Annotated in this window: 19 protein-coding genes; 4 read left to right on the forward strand and 15 right to left on the reverse strand. The window is 56.1% G+C overall.

The features are described 5' to 3' along the window. Positions 1–156: 156 nt before the first annotated feature. Positions 157–936, reverse strand: coding sequence for an inositol monophosphatase family protein (locus tag ABD890_RS16625; protein ID WP_345092092.1), 780 nt, complete (start codon positions 934–936; stop codon positions 157–159). A 382-nt stretch (positions 937–1,318) separates the two neighbouring features. Between ABD890_RS16625 and ABD890_RS16630 the strand changes: the two genes are divergently transcribed. Next, positions 1,319–2,017, forward strand: a complete 699-nt coding sequence (locus ABD890_RS16630; RefSeq protein WP_345092095.1) for a hypothetical protein — start codon at positions 1,319–1,321, stop codon at positions 2,015–2,017. 6 nt (positions 2,018–2,023) lie between these two features. Beyond that, the gene (locus tag ABD890_RS16635; RefSeq protein ID WP_345092098.1) at positions 2,024–2,587 is read left to right on the forward strand and encodes a hypothetical protein; all 564 of its coding nucleotides are present in this window, start codon (positions 2,024–2,026) and stop codon (positions 2,585–2,587) included. A gap of 83 nt (positions 2,588–2,670) precedes the next feature. Here ABD890_RS16635 and ABD890_RS16640 read toward each other — a convergent pair whose 3' ends face one another. The 4 genes from ABD890_RS16640 to ABD890_RS16655 form a co-directional block, all read right to left on the reverse strand. Beyond that, positions 2,671–3,252: an RNA polymerase sigma factor gene (locus tag ABD890_RS16640; protein ID WP_345092101.1), complete on the reverse strand. Its 582-nt coding sequence runs from the start codon at positions 3,250–3,252 to the stop codon at positions 2,671–2,673. Positions 3,253–3,492: 240 nt separating this feature from the next. Continuing rightward, positions 3,493–3,795 (reverse strand): hypothetical protein, encoded by a 303-nt coding sequence (locus ABD890_RS16645; RefSeq protein WP_345092104.1) that lies wholly within the window; start codon positions 3,793–3,795, stop codon positions 3,493–3,495. A 421-nt stretch (positions 3,796–4,216) separates the two neighbouring features. Continuing rightward, on the reverse strand, positions 4,217–4,924 hold the full coding sequence (locus ABD890_RS16650; protein ID WP_345092107.1) for an LrgB family protein: 708 nt from the start codon (positions 4,922–4,924) through the stop codon (positions 4,217–4,219). Further along, positions 4,921–5,286: a CidA/LrgA family protein gene (locus tag ABD890_RS16655; protein WP_345092110.1), complete on the reverse strand. Its 366-nt coding sequence runs from the start codon at positions 5,284–5,286 to the stop codon at positions 4,921–4,923. The genes ABD890_RS16650 and ABD890_RS16655 overlap by 4 nt, the downstream gene beginning before the upstream one ends. 60 nt (positions 5,287–5,346) lie before the next feature. On the opposite strand from ABD890_RS16655, the gene ABD890_RS16660 reads away from it, so the two are divergent. Then, positions 5,347–5,973, forward strand: a complete 627-nt coding sequence (locus tag ABD890_RS16660) for a TetR/AcrR family transcriptional regulator (RefSeq protein WP_345092113.1) — start codon at positions 5,347–5,349, stop codon at positions 5,971–5,973. Between the two features lie 104 nt (positions 5,974–6,077). Here ABD890_RS16660 and ABD890_RS16665 read toward each other — a convergent pair whose 3' ends face one another. Further along, positions 6,078–7,364 (reverse strand): amidohydrolase, encoded by a 1,287-nt coding sequence (locus ABD890_RS16665; protein WP_345092116.1) that lies wholly within the window; start codon positions 7,362–7,364, stop codon positions 6,078–6,080. A gap of 177 nt (positions 7,365–7,541) precedes the next feature. Here ABD890_RS16665 and ABD890_RS16670 point away from each other — a divergent pair, with 177 nt between their 5' ends. Continuing rightward, positions 7,542–8,168: a hypothetical protein gene (locus ABD890_RS16670; protein ID WP_345092118.1), complete on the forward strand. Its 627-nt coding sequence runs from the start codon at positions 7,542–7,544 to the stop codon at positions 8,166–8,168. A 17-nt stretch (positions 8,169–8,185) separates the two neighbouring features. Here ABD890_RS16670 and ABD890_RS16675 read toward each other — a convergent pair whose 3' ends face one another. From ABD890_RS16675 to ABD890_RS16715, 9 genes are all read right to left on the reverse strand, one after another. Further along, positions 8,186–8,968 (reverse strand): DUF4013 domain-containing protein, encoded by a 783-nt coding sequence (locus ABD890_RS16675; RefSeq protein ID WP_345092120.1) that lies wholly within the window; start codon positions 8,966–8,968, stop codon positions 8,186–8,188. Between the two features lie 5 nt (positions 8,969–8,973). Further along, positions 8,974–9,660, reverse strand: coding sequence for a carboxylesterase family protein (locus ABD890_RS16680; RefSeq protein WP_345092123.1), 687 nt, complete (start codon positions 9,658–9,660; stop codon positions 8,974–8,976). An 11-nt stretch (positions 9,661–9,671) separates the two neighbouring features. Beyond that, the gene (eboE, locus tag ABD890_RS16685) at positions 9,672–10,850 is read right to left on the reverse strand and encodes a metabolite traffic protein EboE (RefSeq protein ID WP_345092126.1); all 1,179 of its coding nucleotides are present in this window, start codon (positions 10,848–10,850) and stop codon (positions 9,672–9,674) included. 42 nt (positions 10,851–10,892) lie between these two features. Next, on the reverse strand, positions 10,893–12,152 hold the full coding sequence (locus ABD890_RS16690) for an MFS transporter (protein WP_345092129.1): 1,260 nt from the start codon (positions 12,150–12,152) through the stop codon (positions 10,893–10,895). A gap of 33 nt (positions 12,153–12,185) precedes the next feature. Further along, on the reverse strand, positions 12,186–12,854 hold the full coding sequence (locus ABD890_RS16695; protein WP_345092132.1) for a DUF3299 domain-containing protein: 669 nt from the start codon (positions 12,852–12,854) through the stop codon (positions 12,186–12,188). Then, a complete protein-coding gene (locus ABD890_RS16700) occupies positions 12,854–13,540 on the reverse strand; it encodes a DUF4190 domain-containing protein (protein WP_345092135.1) in 687 nt (228 codons plus the stop codon). Before ABD890_RS16700 ends, ABD890_RS16695 begins: the two co-directional genes overlap by 1 nt. 53 nt (positions 13,541–13,593) lie before the next feature. After that, complete coding sequence (locus ABD890_RS16705; protein ID WP_345092138.1) at positions 13,594–15,111, reverse strand: hypothetical protein; 1,518 nt, start codon at positions 15,109–15,111, stop codon at positions 13,594–13,596. 104 nt (positions 15,112–15,215) lie between these two features. Next, entirely contained in the window at positions 15,216–16,649 is a 1,434-nt protein-coding gene (locus ABD890_RS16710; protein ID WP_345092141.1) for an ABC transporter permease, read from the reverse strand. Next, the gene (locus tag ABD890_RS16715; protein WP_345092144.1) at positions 16,646–17,329 is read right to left on the reverse strand and encodes an ABC transporter ATP-binding protein; all 684 of its coding nucleotides are present in this window, start codon (positions 17,327–17,329) and stop codon (positions 16,646–16,648) included. Before ABD890_RS16715 ends, ABD890_RS16710 begins: the two co-directional genes overlap by 4 nt. Between the last annotated feature and the right edge of the window lie 133 nt (positions 17,330–17,462).

Raw genomic sequence — 17,462 nt, forward strand, 5'->3', positions numbered from 1 at the left:
AAGGCGTCGTAATGTAGTCTATTTAGCCATGACCGCTCGCCCTGGAAGGTTAGCGACTTTGACCTACGAAAACTGCGAAAAAAATTCCAGTCGCACCAATTATAACAGCCGCGACTGTCGGAGTAGTCTTGGGAAGGTGGAAAGATCCCCCAAAGTCTAATAAGTCGAGATTTGGGCCTGCATTTCCTCTTGTAGCTGCGGCGTTGCCGTGGCGACGATCTTGGGGTCGAAGACATCGAATGGCTGCCCCCCAAACCCAAGGACCGTTCCCCCTGCTTCTTCGACCAAAATTGCCCCTGCGGCGACGTCCCAGGGCTTATTAAAGGCGGCCCAATAGGCATCCATGTGCCCGGCCGCGACTGCCGCGAGATTTAAGGCCGCCGATCCGAGTCGACGGATGCCCTGGCATTGGGTCAAGACATTGATGAAATCGTCGATAACGGGGGACCCTTTGGCGACCGTCGTAGGAAAGCTGAACGCAATGAGCGATTCATCCAGTTTCTGAGCCGTGCTCACCTCGATTTTCTCATCGTTCAAAAAGGCCCCGCAGCCCGTTTCCGCCTTGAAGCAGCGGTCGAAGACCGGGTCGTAAACTACGCCAGTGATTACCTTTCCGGCTTCTGCCAGGCCAATAGAAACTGCGTAATTGGGCAAGCCATGAACGTAGTTCATGGTGCCATCAAGTGGGTCGACAACCCAGCAGAAGGGACTGCCCGTTTTTCGCGAAAGGCCAGCGGGACCTTCCTCGCCGAGGAACTCAAAATCAGGAAAATCTGCGGCCAAAATCTCTTCGATTACTTTCTGAGCGGCAAGATCCGCATCCGTAACCAAATCGGACTTCCCTTTTTCGCGAACGTTGAACTTCCCCCGCCACTCGATCAGAACTTCGCCAGCGGCTCGAGCGGCCTTTTCGCAACTTGTTAGATAGGAAGACATTGCGTGTTTTTCCTGGGGCTGAGGTGGGCGAAGCGAATTGAGATTTCGTGGCTGCGTTTTACCATGAATTGAGGGGAATTCCTACTTAGGCCCCCCTGCAGTCTATGGCGATCATCACGTCGTTAATACTGTTTTTGTGGTTCGGTCGGAATCTTTGCAGATTATTGTGGACACCATTCCGATTTTTGGTATCATCTACTACATCATCCACGGAACAGCGGTTAAAAACCGCACATACACGCTTCGCGGAACTCGATTTCGCGGGCAAAATCTGGCCTCTTCTCTGTTCCGGCCCCGTCGACTTACTTTGGTAGGCGACGGGGTTTTTTATTTCTTGTCTGTGGGGTTCCGAGTTTCCGGTCGATGGGAGAAAATCGTCCGCATGAGCAACTCGATCTGGATCTCCGATTACGACGTCATTCACCGCTGCAAGACGCAAAACTTTCAGCTTTCGGTCGCGGCACATCCCAACAAGATGAACGCCAAGTTCGTTTCCCAGCCTAAGAACTGGCAAGTGGCCCAGTGGGACCTGGAGGGGATTGGGCCACGCAGCGAATTCTATGTTCGCGGGCACGATCTGGTCGAACGCTATACCACCACGGACGAACAGCTTACGACCGAGGTTTACTCGCGAATCCTCCCGGACCAGGATGGAGTCGAACTGATTCTATCGCGACAGACTTCGCTACTCGATTCCGATCCGCAGTTGTCGCTGGTGTTTCAGTTTGATGACGCGAATTCGGTCAGCACATTCAGCAGCCGCGAAAGCTGGAATCCTCCCGGGCTCGGCCCCCAGAATTTCGCGTCCCTGTCCGATCCGATGGCGGTGGCGATAGGTTGCCTCGATGCGATTCAATATGCCTTGTTCGTCTATCCGGGCGACTGCGAAGAGATCAGCGTCGAGAGAACCAACGAGGAAACAGTCTTCGTAACCGTGCCGTTGTTTACAACGCATCTGGAAAAGGGTGTCATCCGTCGTTCGCGAATTCAGATGGTTCGTGCCGAGGGTAAGAATGCCATGGTTCAGTTGGCGGCGAAGTACCAGTCCTTCCGCGACTCGGAAATTCCTCTCACCACGTAAGGTGCCGTGAACGAGAAGCCTGAAAACCCGTTCGCTTCTCCGGCAACCGTCGCCGCAAAAGAGTACCGCGAGTTTTACGTGCTCGACCACGAGATCGCCACGCGTGAAAATTTTCAACTGCTGGTGGCGGCTATTCTGGTCGTGCTCTTCAGCACCATCTGGGGTTCGTTCGTTTTCTATGCCTCGGCAACGCTGTCAGGGGCATGGATTGGCAACGCTTTGCTGGCGTTTATGACCTTCAGCTGTGTAGCAACCGTGATGAACCATTGGATGCGGGCGCGTCGCGGATGGCAAAGATTTCCGCTGGTGATCGATGTCGATGGGATCCACGGAAAGTTTGAAGAGGGCGGGGACTGGAAACCAAGACGTTTCCGTTGGAACGAAGTGGTCTCGGTGAAGTTCGTGCCGCGAAACCGGATGGTGGTTTCGACGCTCGATGGTGCCGCCCATACTGCAGACCTTAGCCTGGTCCGTTCCGGAAAATGGCATCAACTGCGTGAAACGCTGAAGTTCTACTCCGACTCGATGGCCAAGCGATCGGCCGATTCTCAGGCGGAAACCAGCGCATAAAAAACGCCCCTGGGACTCGGAGGGAGAATCCCAGGGGCGCGGTCAACTCAATTCAATTTCGACGAAAGGAAGGATTGGGTCGCCTACACGGCGACCGCTTCCAGTTCTTCCATCTCCTTGGCCAGTCGCTTACGGGCGACGTGCAAACGACGCTTGATCGTTCCGATCGGAGCCTCGAACTCGTCGCTCATTTCCCGCAGCGAATGTCCATCGACGTAGAACGCGTGCAGCGTATCTCGGTCGAGTTCACCCAAACGACCCATGCTCACGGCCAGGTTGTCTCGGCGTTCCACTTCCAAGATGGCGTGCAACGGCGTTTCATTTTCTACGCAAACCGAAGCCAAGGCTTCCGGTTCGGTCGCGAAATCATTCGGTCGACGAACAGCTCGGTTGATCGCCATACGGGCAGCGATCGAACGCAACCAACCTGGGAACGCAGCCGGTTCACGCAACTGATCCAGCTTCTGCATTGCCTGGATGAAGACGTCCTGAGCCAGTTCCTGGGCTTCCCAGTAGTGACGCAAACGCTTCAAAGCGATCGCGAAAACGACCGGCTGGAAGATCTCAACCAGCTGACCGAATGCGTCCCGGTCTCCGTCTTGAGCAGCAAGGACCAGACCTTCGATCCGATCCCGATCATCGTTGTACAAGTTTCCGTTCATCATAGTTTCCAGACGTATATATCTAAGGCAGTTCTGGCAAAGTCAGAGTGCATAAAGCGGCAAACGACAGCTATGCACACGGCACGGGGAACCCAAAGCGACGAGTTGAGACCTGGAAACGGATGCGTAAGGAATAAGCGCATCACAGCAGGACAACTCGGGCTCTCGGGGGCCTAGCGTCTCAGAAGCTTCGCAAATTGTGCGGGGACAACCCTTGCGTTCAGGCTTGGGTTTTGTGTCCCTTTAGCTTCTGGGTAAGAGGCCCAGCGACTGCACTGGTAGTAGCAGACGCATCGAGAGCGACATTGACGGGCTACTGCCGGGAAGGCTGCCGCCAAGACATCGCATTGCATCACATGGCACGTCACGTTCCGGACATTCGGTGGTTTGTTTAAACCACGTGGTCGGTCCGTACTGCTGCCATGTATGGCCATAGAGGCGCAAACCGGAGGCGGATGCATTGCGAATAACATCAACGGCGACCACGGCAACGCGGGCGACGACGGCGGCAATATTGGCGCGAATGTTGATGATGTTGGAACGCATTGTTTCATCCTCCTACGCAGTTGCGCGCAGTGAGAGAACTATGAAATGGAAGTTTGAAATCCAAGCACCTTCCAAGTGCGAGGATCATGAATCTTAAATCGCCGAACTCAGCCGGGCAACAACAAAGATTCTCCCAGAGTGCGACAAAAATGCCGTCTGTGGGGATATTGGCTAGATGCCTGGCGGCTTCAAAAGGTTCACGGGGCGGTCAATAAATTGTCTAGAACGCGTCCGTTTTTTCGGCCGAAATTGATTGCGGGAATCCGCAAGGTCTTGTTGCATAACGACTTGCGTGTGTGTGGTGTCTTGGCGGAAATTCAGTGCGAGAACGAGAATTTCTTGCGTCGCCCGTCAAGAGGGCAGTCTAGTTCCACCCAACAAGCCCAAGGTCTGGCGCCCCGCAAATCTGCCAGCATTCCCTTTAGTGGATGCCCATAAGATGCAGCACGATCGGGATGGCAATTGCTGCCACCAGGGCGTGCAGGCCAATCGCGACCCCGGCAAAGGCCCCTGCCTCGTTGCTATCCTGGAAGGCTCGAGCCGTTCCGGCTCCGTGGGCACACATCCCCAGGGCATACCCTTTCCCTGCTTCCGAGAGCTTGCCGAAGATGCGACTGGCCAACGAAAGGACGATAGGGCCGGTCACTGCTCCGCAAAGCCCCGTGAGCATCACTCCGGTTGCAGCCAGCGATCCGGTCCCGCCGAGGCGTTCTCCGACCGCCATCGCAACGGGTGTCGTGACGCTTTTCGGCGCGAACGAGGCAATCAGCAAGGTCCCGGCATCATTGGCATAAAGGCAGACGACCGTAATCAGGATGCTGGTGACTGTCCCGGCGAGCGTGGCACAAAGGATCGGAACGATCGCCGACCAAATACGATGCCGTTGTTCATACAAGGGAACGGCCAGGGCGATCGTCGCCGGGCCTAGCAGGAAGTGGATGAACTGGGTGCCAGCGAAGTAGGTCTTGTAGTCGACTTCAACCAGCGTCAGGCAACCGATGATCATCAACACCGCCAACAGCAACGGATTGAATACCGCCTTGCGGCCAGACCAACGAAAGAGGGCTTCAGCGATTTCGTAGCAAACAAAGGTTAACGCCAGGGCGAAGATGGTGCTGTCGAAACTCATGGGGCCGGTTCCTCGCTGCGCGATCGAAACGAGTCGAATACCACAGCCGAGACAAAGGCGGTCATCCAGGTGCTAACCACGGTCACGATCAGCAGGAAGGGACCGCGGCTGGCAATTTCACCAAAGGTGACCATGATGCCGACGCTTGCCGGCACATAGAACAAAAGCATGTTCCGCAGCAGCGTGTGAGCGAAAGGGGCGATCTTGGCATGCAGCCCCGGGACCAAGCACAACGCGATGAAGAGCAGTACGGCCCCAACCACTGCACCGGGCAGCGGCAGCTGAAAGGTCGCGGAGATCCACTCACCGATTAACTGCGAGACGATTAGCGTCATTAAGGGAAAGAATGCAGATAGATTCATCGGCGAAAGTTGCTGGGAAACCCGTTGGCATTGGTTGCAGCGCATTCTAAGATGGTTGACATGGAAAAACAAGACGATGCGTCTCGTAAGTCAGGGCGGCCTGGACGCCCCCGAAATGAGGCGACCCACCAAGCAGTTCTCGAGGCATCGCTCCGGCTTACCGAGCTGAATGGCTATTCCCGTTTGACAATCGAGGGCATTGCGGCCGAGGCAGGCGTAGGCAAGCAGACGATCTATCGTTGGTGGCCATCGAAGGCGGCGGTCGTGCTCGAAGCGTTCGCCCACGATGCGCGCTCGGTCGTTCGTGTCCGGACGACGGGCGACCTGGAATCAGACCTGGCGGGATTTCTCGGGGAAGTGCATGCCCGCTTCAGTGGTCCGCGTGGAACCGTTTTACGCAGCCTGCTCGCCGAGATGCTGATCGACGGCGAGTTCGCCGAAGAGATGCTTCAGCAGTACCTGATCGGTCGGGTGGACGACATCAAGCTGGTCCTTTCCCAACGCAAGCTTTCCACGAAGCATCGCGAACAAGTTATCGAGATGATCTACGGTGCGATCTGGTTCCGGCTGGTGACACGGCAACCGTTGACCGCAGCCATTGCGAAACGGCTGGCTGCGATGGCGGTCACCATGATCGACGGGCTGCAAGCGACCGAGGCTGTCAGGAAACCAAAGAAGAAGGCGTAGCGATCGACTTCATGGCGAGCGGGCCAGACTCGCAAGAAACAAAAAAGGCTTTCCCAGGGAGATGGTATCCATCGGGAAAGCCTTCTTGTTTTGTCTAGCACTGACTAGCCGACGTGGAAGATCGTTTCCACGTTGCCGCGCAGGAGCTGGGTGCCCAGTTCAACGGCGGCTTCTTCGGACCAGTTGCGGTCGATGACGAAGTTCTCGGCGAGAACCTTCGCCAACACACGCTTGTACATGGCGAACTTCGGCAGCGCGAATTCCATCTTGTACATGTCGCTGTAGTAGCCGATCTGCTTGGTGCGTGGAATCGCTTCCAGGCGAGCCGCACAATCTTGCTGGATGTAGGTCGGCGTGTTGCTGTACCACCAGTGGCCATTGGCAACGACGTTTGGGAAGATCCACGAATAGCTGACCAGTTCCTGATTGGTGACACTGGCCAGAACCGAGATCGGGAAGGTCACGTCGGGGAAGGCGTTCAGCAGATCTTTGTACTGAATCAGCGACACGCGGCTGTCGTACAAGTCTTGGCCTTGGAACACGCCGGCAGGGAACACCTTGCGATTCACGCCGATCATCAGGTCGAACGGAAGCTTGTGCGTGCGGCAGTTTTCAGCCAATGTCCAGAAAATAAAGTTGCTGACGGCACGTTGATCCGCTTCGTCCGCTTCTTCCCCCTTGGCCAGCACGTTTGAGAGGGCGGTTTCGGCACGAGCGTCCGAAATATGAACAGGAGCGAAGCTAGGCGGCAGCGAGATCGCACAAGCCTTGGCGTTCTTGTTGGTGAAGTGCGTGAACAGCTTGCCGATTGCTTCGCGAGCCGTGGCAACGTCGCAGACGTCGACGTCGGTTGCTTCAAACAAACGAACCTTCGTACGAGGATTGGTCAGATGGAAGACCAGGTCGTCGGTTCGTAGGCAAGGGATGTAGCGCGAGGTGTCGAAGCCTTCCAACGGATCGTCGAAATCGTTGGTCAGGAAGACGCTTTCCAGGCGGCTTTCGCGGAAGACCGTTTCGGTCCAATCGTCGGCCGACATCTTCGCTTCTGCCGAGTCGTACAAAGCTTCCCAATTGCTGCTGTCGACCGAATCGCCCTCGAAGCCGAGGAGCTTCTGAGCCATTTCGATGAACCAACTGTATTGAATCGTGTTGGTGATCGGACCGAGGTTTTCGATCAAGCGTCCCACTTTTTCCTTGGGCGAAATCCCTTCCTCTTCAATCCGATCCTTCGGCATGCCTGCCGAATGAGAGAGCTCGGTGTAATAGTGATAGCCCAGAATATCCGCCAGCGTGTGGGAAGACGGGTCGAGCGCACTGATGTGAGTATGGGGATCAATCAGAACAAGCTGGTCGAGTTGCTCGAACAGGCGATTTCGGAGTTCGACAGACATGGCAGGGGCTTAGTCGGGTAAAGGGCTTCAGAATGTTTGAGTCTGTAATCTAGTTTGGTATATCAGATCAGTCGATGGATTTCATGGGGATGGGGCGGAATCTGTGTCGATTCCGCGTCGCAAACGGCATAAAATCCAGACTCTTCGTTCAATTTTGGCCCCCAAGGTGACCACCCGATGGAAAGTCCACAACAGCCTTCTGGATCGATCAATCCGTTCGCATCTCCTTCCGTTGCGGGCGAGATGGTTAACGTTGTGCCTGATGGATATCAGGTCGAGGGGAATCGTATCGTAGGGGGAGAGAAAATCGTCCTTCCGGAAATCTGTGCGAAGTGCTGCGACAAGGGGCACGAGACGCTGAATAGCAAGCGGCGCAAGAAGGACTTGTACTGGATCCATCCGGCCGTCTATATCTTGCTCTTCTTTCAGATAATCATCTTTTTGATCGTGTATCTGATTTTGCGGAAGAAATGCCAGCTCGAGTATTCGCTCTGCCGGTCATGCAGTTCTCGCGTGCGACTGAACTGGTTGTTCTTCACCATCTCGCTGGCCATTGCGATGTCAGGCATTGTCATCGCGATCGTCATGGAAACTCCCTGGCCGATCGTGATTTTCTTCCTGGGACTTTTCGCGATGATCTACTTCGCGGTATGTGCCAACGGGCCGCTTCTCGTGGCGACCTATTCGAATAACAAGTTCTACCTACGTGGTGGTAGCCCTGAGTATCTCGCCGCGATCGATGTTCATGTCGATGCGACATCACCGGTATCGGCCATCCTCGCGGAAGATGGCCGCATGGGGTAGCTCGTCTGCGTGGCGAGTTACAGCTTAGCCGATTCGCGGAATGGAATCGGCTGGCCGCCTCGATAGATGAAGACCTGATACAACTGAGCGATGAAGTTGGCGGCCATCAGCGTTACCACGCCGAGAGCCGGGATGTACCCGACGCAGAAAAGCAGCAGCCCGGCCATCAAGATGAACCAGGCCAGCAGCGAGAAGACGATTGCACCGACCACCATCTCTACCCACATCTTGCGGGCAAAGTCGCGAATCCAAGCCAGGTCGAACGCCGACGAGAAGTCGACCAGAAATCCTGCACGAAGCATCAGTGGTGGCATCGCCAGGAAGTTGATCAGGATCGCCAGCATGATCATCCCGATGTAAAACAGCATGCCGAGGACCATCAGCACGTCGTTTCGCATCGCCTGGGTCATGATCATCACCACCGCGCCGATTATCGAGATTGGCATCGTGCACAAATAGGCAACGAAGAAGACCAGAAAGACCCATGCACCACGCGTCAGGTAGGGACCAAGTCGGTTGAGGTCGACATCGGGGTAGACTTCGGACTTGCCATAGACCCGCGACGCGATCATTTCCATCAAATAGCCAAACGAAACCATCTGGCCAATAATAAAGACGATCGGAGCGATCCCCAGCAGCAGCGAATTGACGATCCAATTGGGGCTTTCAAAGACCCGCGTCAAGCAGCTCATGTAATCGATTGCTGCGAGAGGAACCACATTCTGGCTGTCCGTTACCGGCTGAGGAGCCAGCGATTCGCCTTGGGGGGATTCGTACGGGTTCTCTCCGGAAGTCGACATGCAGTTCACCTGGGCTTCGGTAGTTCGTGCGAAAGAAGCCAGTCGTAAACGTCCGGGTTGGAATAGGTTGCCGACCAGCTATCGTGCTCGACATTGTCATAAATCGTCAGCCGTGCGTCACCTCCATTCTTCTGAATGGCGTCAACTATTTCTTCGCTGCGCACCAGCGGAACGATATCATCGTCTCGACCATGAAAAGCCCAAAGCGGAACTTTGGGAAGCTGACCTAGGTTCAGCAAGTCGCCTCCGCCGCACACAGGAATAACCGCCGCAAACAGCTCTCCATGGGCAGCGGTTAACGCAAACGTGCCATAGCCACCCATGCTCATCCCGGTCAGATAAGTCCGCCGGGGATCGACGGGCAAATCGTCTTGCAGGTGCTGAACCAGTTGAAACAGCCCTTCCAAGTTTTCCCGATCGGCCCACCACTGTTCCGGTGGGCATTGCGGCGAAACCACGATCATCGGGAAGTCTTCTCCCTGATCAATTAGCTTCGGAGGGCCATGCTTGGTGACCAGCTTCAGGTCGGTTCCTCGTTCGCCGGCGCCATGCAAAAATAGAAGCAGAGGCATGGTGGCGTCGGCCTGGAAGTTACTGGGCTGGTAGCAAAGGAACGGAAGCGTTCGCTTGCTACCGGTCGAATCTGTCCAGGTAAACTCGTGCGAAGTCTGGCGCTTGCGGACCGCCTGCATGGTGCTGGTTCCTAGTGAGCCTGGCTGTGGGAAAGCTGCTGTCGTAGCCAATGAACTTCCTGAGCGATTCCCTCGGCGAGTTCGTTGTGCTGTAGTTCCTCCGGCAACACGCCCCATGCGTACGTTTCAACTTCGAAGTGTCGAATGTCGGGATAATTGCGAATCTCGGAGAGGAAATCGAAGATGTGGGCCTGGGTCGTTTTCAGCAGGCCGAACTGATCGAGATAAATCGGCATGTGAAAGTGAATTCGCCAGGTTTCGTCTTGCGGCACCGTTTGCGAGGCGGCTTCCAGGGCGAACGGCAGGTCGTTGTAGTAAGTCAGATTGCCCGCCGCGTCGCGAACGGTCGTCTGATGCATGTAGCGATCTTCCGCAAACTGCGCGACCTCGGCCAGCACCTCGTGGCGTTCGTTTTCGTTAAGATCGGCGAAGCGAATCTCGATGGCGGAAGAGATCTGCACCTTGCCGATCAAGATGCCTGCTTCGGCATACTTACTGAGCACGGTCGACTGATCTTCAAACATTACCGCCGCATGGCAAACGTCATGGCAGACACGCAGGTAACGGCGAATCTGATCCGGATTGCCTGCCGGGAAAAGGCGATTCTGGAAGAACTCGATCACGTCTTCGGTCGTGTCGAGAAGGCAGCCTGGTTCTGGTTCAATGCAGATGTAAATCAGCCGACCTGTTTGTTGTTCGAGCTGTTGCAGGTGATCGACCAGGTTCAGCAGATTGCTGGTGGCCAGCGACCATTGGTCTTCGGTTGGCTGGTCGGCACCCCAGGCCAGCGGCATCGTCGAGATGCTTCCTTCTTCGCCCGGTGCTAGAAGACGATCGAGGATCGTCACCAGGTTCTTGGTGTAGGTAAGGCGTTCGGTCTGCCACCAGGTCGGAAGGTAGACATCGAGCTTGACGATGTTCTTATGGAAGTCGCCGAAGGGAAACCCGTTGAACGTGTAGGGAATCCATTTCCTCGTGCGAAGATGTTCGTCGAAGGCATCCAGCTTGCCTGGTTCGACCAATGCTGCAGCGGTCGAGCTGGAAAGCCATAGCCCAATCCCCAGCGGTTGCTCTTTGCCCAGGATCTCTTGCACGCGAGCTGCGTGATTGTTGAGGTTGGATTCGGTTTGTTCGAGATTCGCACCGGCATGAACGTTGGTGCAATAGCCGGTCCACGATTGAATGGGCATGCGCTTACCTTTGACAGGGAGAGGATTCAGCGATTGAGTGTATCACTTGGATCGCGTTGTTTCAGCGGGGAGCATCAGCAGGGGGATAATCGCTGAAAGCCGTACCAGGGTAGCGACGACGAAATACCAGTTGTAAGCATGGGGATCCGAGCGATCGGCTGTCGAGACGAACCAGTCCGCAATCAGGGGACCGACCAACGCGGTAGCTGCGAAGACTAGACCGGTCCATGCGAAATACAAAGCCAGTGGCGGGGCGGCGCTGCGATCGGATCGGCCATCGACCACCGCAATTGGCAGGGCAACGTTGATAAGGGCATAGGCGATCCAGGCCAGGTTTCCGGCGATGTAGCCTGGTGTTCCAAAGCAAAACATCACCGGGCCAAGGGCTGTGATGACCTGACCGGTGATCATCACCCACTGCCAGCCGACGCGATCGATGGTACTGCCAACCCGGCGGCTGATCAGCGATTGGCCAAGCCGCATTGCCGCGGCGACGCCGAGCGGGACGAGCAGCGAGACTTCGAGCCCGCGATAGGGATAGATCGACAACAACGTCGAGAACAATCCGTTCGCGGCCGAGAACCATGTTCCATAAAGCAGAAACCAACGAGCCCGAGGCCCGGACCAGTGTTGCCAGTCATCCCACAAACTGTGCGTCGGTGGAGCGACTGCCTTCGGTTCCGGTATCGACCAAAGCGGAATTACTGAGACGCCAATCGCAATTGCTCCGTAGACCGCGATAAAGGGATAAGTGATCCACCGCATGTCGACTTCGAACGCATTGCGAAGGATCGCTCCCAGCGTTCCAGCGAACAGATAGCCAATCAGGTTGCCGGCGGTTTGCCAGCGTTCGCGATGCCCGAAGAAGCGACCGCGGATCGTGGGTGGGATTCCCTGCATCAGCCAGGCGATGAAGATGACATGTCCGAAGTATTCGGCCAGGTGATAAAGGCACCAGCAAACCACAATCGCACAAATGGCCGCCGTCGCGCTCGGCCACATATTGGGAACCGCACACAGTGGAAGCAGCAGCAGGAAGAACGTCGACAGCAAGAATGCCGCCGTGCTTGTCTTGCGATAGCCGAAACCGAGCTGCAATAAGTTCGGTGCGAACCACCGCAGTACGCCGACCAATTTCGGAGCCGCAATGATCCACGAGACCGAAGCAGATTGCGCTCCGAGACTTTGAGCGAAGTATGAGACCAGCGTTGTCGAGGCGAGTCCGTTGCCAAGCGCCCAGAGGCCACCATTTCGATTCGCTCCGCGCGAAGTCGCTTCGATGTCCGCTGAAGTTTGATTCACGGGGCGACTCTTCGGGAGGAATGCGGACCGGTGTTAGCGAACACCCACACCTTGCAGGTGATAGATGGCCATGTGTCGGCCGTCGGCGACATACTCTTTGACCGTGAACGTCCCTTCGACCGTTACCGGCAGGACGGTGTAGTCGACGCCTCGGCCATCCATGTCGACCAGAATGCAGTCGTAAAGAGCGGCCCCAGGACCGAAGCAGCATTCCATGTTGTCGCGGACGAGCACGAACTGCTTGATGTCACGCTGCTGGAACGCAGGCAGCATGTAGCCACCAATGCGAATCTTCTGGCCTCCCAGGTCTTCGATCGCCTGGGGCAGCATTTTGCGTTCGAATTTGGCGTCAGGCTCGATGTCGAACTTGATATCGTCGAAGGTCAGATCGAGCGTCTTGCCAGGCTGCGGCTTAGGCGTCGGGCGTTCTCGTTTCGGCGCGGCAGGATCTCGCGGAGGAGTCTTCGCCGGCTCGGCTGCCTCAGGCTGAGGATCGTCGGAATTTGCCTGGTTGTCGGTTGAAGCTTCTGCGGTGACATCCGCGGAAGGTTCCGCCTCTTCTGGCAAAGTGGTGTTCGAAAGAGCGACCGGGCTGGTTGAATTGGGATTGCCAGGGCTCACTGCAGGGCGGCAGCCCCACGAACCAGCGGCAAGCAGGATCAAACAGCAAACGAGGGCGAGCGGTTGGGAGGTGGGAGACATCAATCGACGTAGTCAGCTTCCAATTCATAAAAGACGCCGGTCAGGTCCTCGATCTTCTTAAGATCAGGATGGACCCGAAGCGTGCCTCCAATCTTCCGTCGACTGAAGGAAAAATCAACCGTCAAAGGATCGGCCAGGCGAACTTCGACCATGTCGGTCAGTTTCGGTTGGCCACCAAAGCAACAGGTATCAAAGTCAGGAACCATCACAAATCGAGTTAGCCCGGTCTTCTGAGCGTGCGGGTAAATATACCCACGCAGCAGAACCTGTTTACCGTCGAGAGCCAAGGCCGAGTCTGGCACCGGTTGGGTCAGCGACTGATCGGATTGCTGCAGCAGACCGAAAGCAACGACTTCGTAACCTTCGGGCAGGCTGAGGTATTCGTCGTACACGTAGCGGCTGGACCCAGCCACCAAAGCGAAGGTCGAAATCACGATGCCAGCGATTGCCATCCGGCTACCGGTGAGCGTTTCGCGATTCTTCCGAATGGCCGAGACCGCACAGATACCCAGCACAATCCCGGCGATGGCGACGGGAGCCAGGACGATCGCCAGCAACATTACCAGGCTGACCACGCTGAGCAGCAACGAAGTCACGGCCAGCGAACTCACCGAACGGTATTGTTCGTAGATGGCTGGATCGACGTCACCGGAAAAAGCGGCTTGGGATTCGGTTTCGCTACTCATGGTTGGGTTCAAAACAGTTCGCAGAAGAGGAGAACGGAACGGATGTCCCGATTTTATAGCGAGGTTTTGTTAGCTGGATTCCACAGGATGCCCGAGATGGCCAGCATTAACGCAAACGTCATAACCAAGGGGATCGCGGTCGACTGAATACGCTGTAAGATTCCTACGGCTTGAGCCGTCGAATCGTTCGTGTTCGGGTTGCCGTTAATCGCAGCGGCCAAGGCCCGATCACCGTCGCCGGTCGGCTCGTCACGGGTAACGGTGTGCTTGGCCATCGCGGTTTCTTGACCGCTTTTAGTGGAAGCAACATCGGCAGCGACCGGCGCCACGTCGGCTTTCGCTTCGGTTTCCTCTTCAGGTGGAAGCTGGTTGTCGTCGACGTCGGCCATTGCCAACATCTTCTCGGCGGCTGCCATTTTCTCGCCATCGGCACGCGTTGGCACGGCCTGGGATTGGAACGGGAAGAAGGTCTGGGCCCGCTTCATTGCATCGGGATCGATCTTTTCCAGTTCGATCAGGTACTCTTTCGCTTCGGGCTTCGGGCAAGCCATCAAGTAGCGAATGACCGGAACGCGAACCCAACTGGTTTCTTCGTTTGCTTCTTTGAACAGTTTGACCAGCTTATCCATCACCGACCAGTCTTCCCAACGGGCGAAGTCAGCGATCACCAGGTCGGCCAGCGAAGGGCGATCGAGCATCAACTGCAGCGATTCGAGCAGACGTTCCTTCAGAATGATGTCGGTTTCGGTGCCATGGAACCGGAGGGCCATGATCGCTGCGTAGGTGTCCGCGTATTCGGCTTCCTTATTGGCGAGGTATAGCTTTTCGATGGTTGGCAAACCATCGGCACCCGCCAAGGTCAAATAGCAGCCGATCATCGCGTCGAGGCCAGCCTTGTCGGTGCGTTCCGGGCTCTCCAGCATTGTTTCGAGCATCTTCAGATCGTCTTTCGATCCGCAGACACCCAGCATGGTGAAATACAAGCGGCGACGGTTGGCGGCGATATCGGGCGTCTTCAGCCACTTCACCAACTGATCGTGTTTCATCTTTGGCTTGAGATCGTGCAGAGCACTGTAAGGAGCGTTCGCGAACTCGTCGTAGGCATCGCGAGCGAGCATTTCGTCTTCGTCTTCCAGGTAATCTTGGAAGAAGACATAACGGTCATTACCGGTCGCCGGCAGCTTGACGACATCGTTGATGTATTTGACGCCCCGTTCGGTCAGCAGGGTCGGCGTCGACCACATCATGTTTTCAGGTTCGGTGCCCAGGATCAGGAAGTCGCGACCCTTGCGGCCTTCGCCATAGTAGAGCGACTTGATCGACTTGGTGTCTTTCAGCAGGTCCTTACCTTTGATGATCTGCTTGATCTCGAAGGTCGCTTCCACGCCGGCACCATCGGCCGAAGGTTCTGGAGCTTCGACTAGGGTGGCGATGACCGCCGCGTCCATCGATTCGATTTCCTGCGAGAACGTTTGCGAGACCGCCGCGCAGAAAGGACACGCCAATACGGACGTCAGCAAAGCGGAAGTCGCAAGCAACGCTCCGCCAAGAATCATCAGCCGCGTGAGCATAAGAACACTTCTCATCAGTTCGAGACAATAGGCGAGAACGAAATCACCCAGGGGCGGTGATGATGGTTACCCCCAGGTTCAATTGGTCCCCGTGCGATTCGCCCTTAAGGAGACGAACTCAGGGCTTCCGCGACGTCAGTTCGATACGCGGTATAAGCCGGCAGGAAGCCGACCAGCACTGCCAATAGGATCAGGGAGGGGACAATCAGCAACTCTAGACTGAAAAAGGGGCCAATCCAGTCGTTTTCTATTATTGCTGCTGGCACTATTACTTCAAGCCTTCTTGGGAGCGGAGCCGTATCGAACAGCCCAATCTGGACCCCGGTTTGGGCCTCGATGGTCGGGCTGGCACAAGCCAACAGGATATGGGCGCCCATCCAGCCTAAAATACCGCCTCCTACAGACAGGATGATTGATTCGGTCAGCACAATCCCCATCACCGTCGTGCGACGGGCCCCTAGGGCTCGCATGACGGCGATCTCGCGTTTGCGGTCGTTCATCGAGTTGTAGATGCTCACCAGAATCGAGATCCCGGAGACAATGCAGATCAGGACCGTAATTACCAGGAGAAGGGTCTGGATTGGCGTAACAATCAACTCGAAAAGGCTGGTAATCTCCATCACCGGCATAACGATTTGAGCGACATTTCCTTCGTTGACCCGGTTCTTGATGATGATCGGCGAGAACGGATCGGAAGTGCGGACCAGCACGGCGGTCACTTCCCGCTGCTTGATCGGCAATGGCTGGCGACGCTTGACGGCGGCTCCACCGATCTCGGCACCTACCTTCTCGTTCTCTTCCACCTTGGCATGTCCCGACATCAGGTAGAAGCCTTCCATGTTGATGAACACGGCCCGGTCGTTCGGGGTGCCGGAAGGATCCAGGATGCCGACAATTGTGAACGGCGAATCGGTATGCACATCGTTCGGATCGCCCCCGTGCGATGCGGCGATCTTGTCACCAATTTTTAGACCCGTTTGCTTGGCGACCACGTAGCCAACGACCGCTTCGTAATAACCATGCTCTTCGTCCCAGGCCTTGAAGTTGCGGCCTTCGCGGAAGGTGTAGCGAGGATCGGTACCGTTGCCCGCTTTGAAGTCTTCAAAGAACTTGGGCAGGGTACCGACGACGCGGTAGTTCTGGTAGTAGTCACCCAGGCAAACCGGAATGGCGAATTCGGTGTTCTTGGCGTAGGTGCCATCTTTCAGGTCGCCACGCTTTTCTGGCGCCATCAACGCGAGCTCTTTTTCCTGCTCGGCCTTGGTGAGGAACTCTTGATAGAACGTGTACGGAATGTTTTCGACTGGTTCGCTGAGGTAGAAGGTGGTGTTCAGCACCAACTGCAGCTTCCCGCCTTTGGCCCCGGCAATCATGTTGTAGCCCAGGTCTTTGATGTCGGTGAACGACTTCGAGACCATCCCATGCACCAATAGCACGGCCGTCACCAGCAGCACGCCTAGTCCCATCGAGAACGAGGTCAAACCGGAAGCAAGGGCTCGTTGGCGAACGCTTCGCCAGGCAATTTGAAAGATGCTCATGCGTGTGCCTTTCGTGCCTGGGCCACCAGATTCAATTTCTCCAAAGGTTCGACTCGCTGGAATTGCTCGGCGACTTCCATCGCGTGCGTCACCATCACCAGGGCGATCTCTTCTTCCTGACAAGTTTCACGGATCAAGTCGACGATCGACTGTTGGTTCGCTGGATCGACGTTCGCGGTTGGTTCGTCCGCCAGAAGCAGTTTCGGACGGTTGGCCAACGCCCGGGCGACCGCCACACGCTGCTGTTCCCCAACGCTCATCGTGCGAGGATAGGCATCCAGTCGATGCGAAAGACCGACTCGCTTGAGCAGTTCTTTGGCTCGGTCGCGATCGACACGACCTTTCGAGAACGACATGCCCAGGACCACGTTCTCGAACGCGGTGAACGCCTGCAGCAAGTTAAAGGTCTGGAAGACGTAGCCCATCACTTCCGCACGGAAGCGATCGCGGCCTTCTTCCGACAAGCGAGAGATATTCAGGCCGTTGACGTTGATGTCGCCCGAGTCTGGCCGGCCGATCCCAGCGATCAGATGCAGCAGCGTCGACTTGCCACAGCCGCTGCGACCAACGATCACCATTTGCTCGGCGGCGGCGACATTAAACTGGGGAACATCCAAAATCGGCATCCGCCCGCCATCGGGGCTGCGGAACGACTTCTTCAGGTTCGTGATTTTAAGCATGGCCACTTAATAGGCATGAGGAGAGACAAAGCGAACTTCGCGAGCATCTATTGAAATATGGGCCAGGCTCGGCGCCAACCCCTATGTGCAAATGAGTTGCGTCTGCGTTTGGTTCGCATGTTTGCGTTAAGAT

The organism is Bremerella cremea (assembly GCF_039541315.1).
In the GTDB taxonomy this organism is placed as follows: domain Bacteria; phylum Planctomycetota; class Planctomycetia; order Pirellulales; family Pirellulaceae; genus Bremerella; species Bremerella cremea.

Excerpts from the sequence above, each read along its gene's own strand:
- ABD890_RS16650 (WP_345092107.1), bottom strand. The coding sequence starts at position 4,924 with ATGAGTTTCGACAGCACCATCTTCGCCCTGGCGTTAACCTTTGTTTGC.
- ABD890_RS16675 (WP_345092120.1), bottom strand. The coding sequence starts at position 8,968 with ATGTCGACTTCCGGAGAGAACCCGTACGAATCCCCCCAAGGCGAATCG.
- ABD890_RS16700 (WP_345092135.1), bottom strand. The coding sequence starts at position 13,540 with ATGAGTAGCGAAACCGAATCCCAAGCCGCTTTTTCCGGTGACGTCGAT.
- ABD890_RS16645 (WP_345092104.1), bottom strand. The coding sequence starts at position 3,795 with ATGCGTTCCAACATCATCAACATTCGCGCCAATATTGCCGCCGTCGTC.
- ABD890_RS16695 (WP_345092132.1), bottom strand. The coding sequence starts at position 12,854 with ATGTCTCCCACCTCCCAACCGCTCGCCCTCGTTTGCTGTTTGATCCTG.
- ABD890_RS16715 (WP_345092144.1), bottom strand. The coding sequence starts at position 17,329 with ATGCTTAAAATCACGAACCTGAAGAAGTCGTTCCGCAGCCCCGATGGC.
- ABD890_RS16680 (WP_345092123.1), bottom strand. The coding sequence starts at position 9,660 with ATGCAGGCGGTCCGCAAGCGCCAGACTTCGCACGAGTTTACCTGGACA.
- eboE (WP_345092126.1), bottom strand. The coding sequence starts at position 10,850 with ATGCCCATTCAATCGTGGACCGGCTATTGCACCAACGTTCATGCCGGT.
- ABD890_RS16640 (WP_345092101.1), bottom strand. The coding sequence starts at position 3,252 with ATGATGAACGGAAACTTGTACAACGATGATCGGGATCGGATCGAAGGT.
- ABD890_RS16705 (WP_345092138.1), bottom strand. The coding sequence starts at position 15,111 with ATGCTCACGCGGCTGATGATTCTTGGCGGAGCGTTGCTTGCGACTTCC.
- ABD890_RS16665 (WP_345092116.1), bottom strand. The coding sequence starts at position 7,364 with ATGTCTGTCGAACTCCGAAATCGCCTGTTCGAGCAACTCGACCAGCTT.
- ABD890_RS16660 (WP_345092113.1), top strand. The coding sequence starts at position 5,347 with ATGGAAAAACAAGACGATGCGTCTCGTAAGTCAGGGCGGCCTGGACGC.
- ABD890_RS16630 (WP_345092095.1), top strand. The coding sequence starts at position 1,319 with ATGAGCAACTCGATCTGGATCTCCGATTACGACGTCATTCACCGCTGC.
- ABD890_RS16670 (WP_345092118.1), top strand. The coding sequence starts at position 7,542 with ATGGAAAGTCCACAACAGCCTTCTGGATCGATCAATCCGTTCGCATCT.
- ABD890_RS16710 (WP_345092141.1), bottom strand. The coding sequence starts at position 16,649 with ATGAGCATCTTTCAAATTGCCTGGCGAAGCGTTCGCCAACGAGCCCTT.
- ABD890_RS16655 (WP_345092110.1), bottom strand. The coding sequence starts at position 5,286 with ATGAATCTATCTGCATTCTTTCCCTTAATGACGCTAATCGTCTCGCAG.
- ABD890_RS16625 (WP_345092092.1), bottom strand. The coding sequence starts at position 936 with ATGTCTTCCTATCTAACAAGTTGCGAAAAGGCCGCTCGAGCCGCTGGC.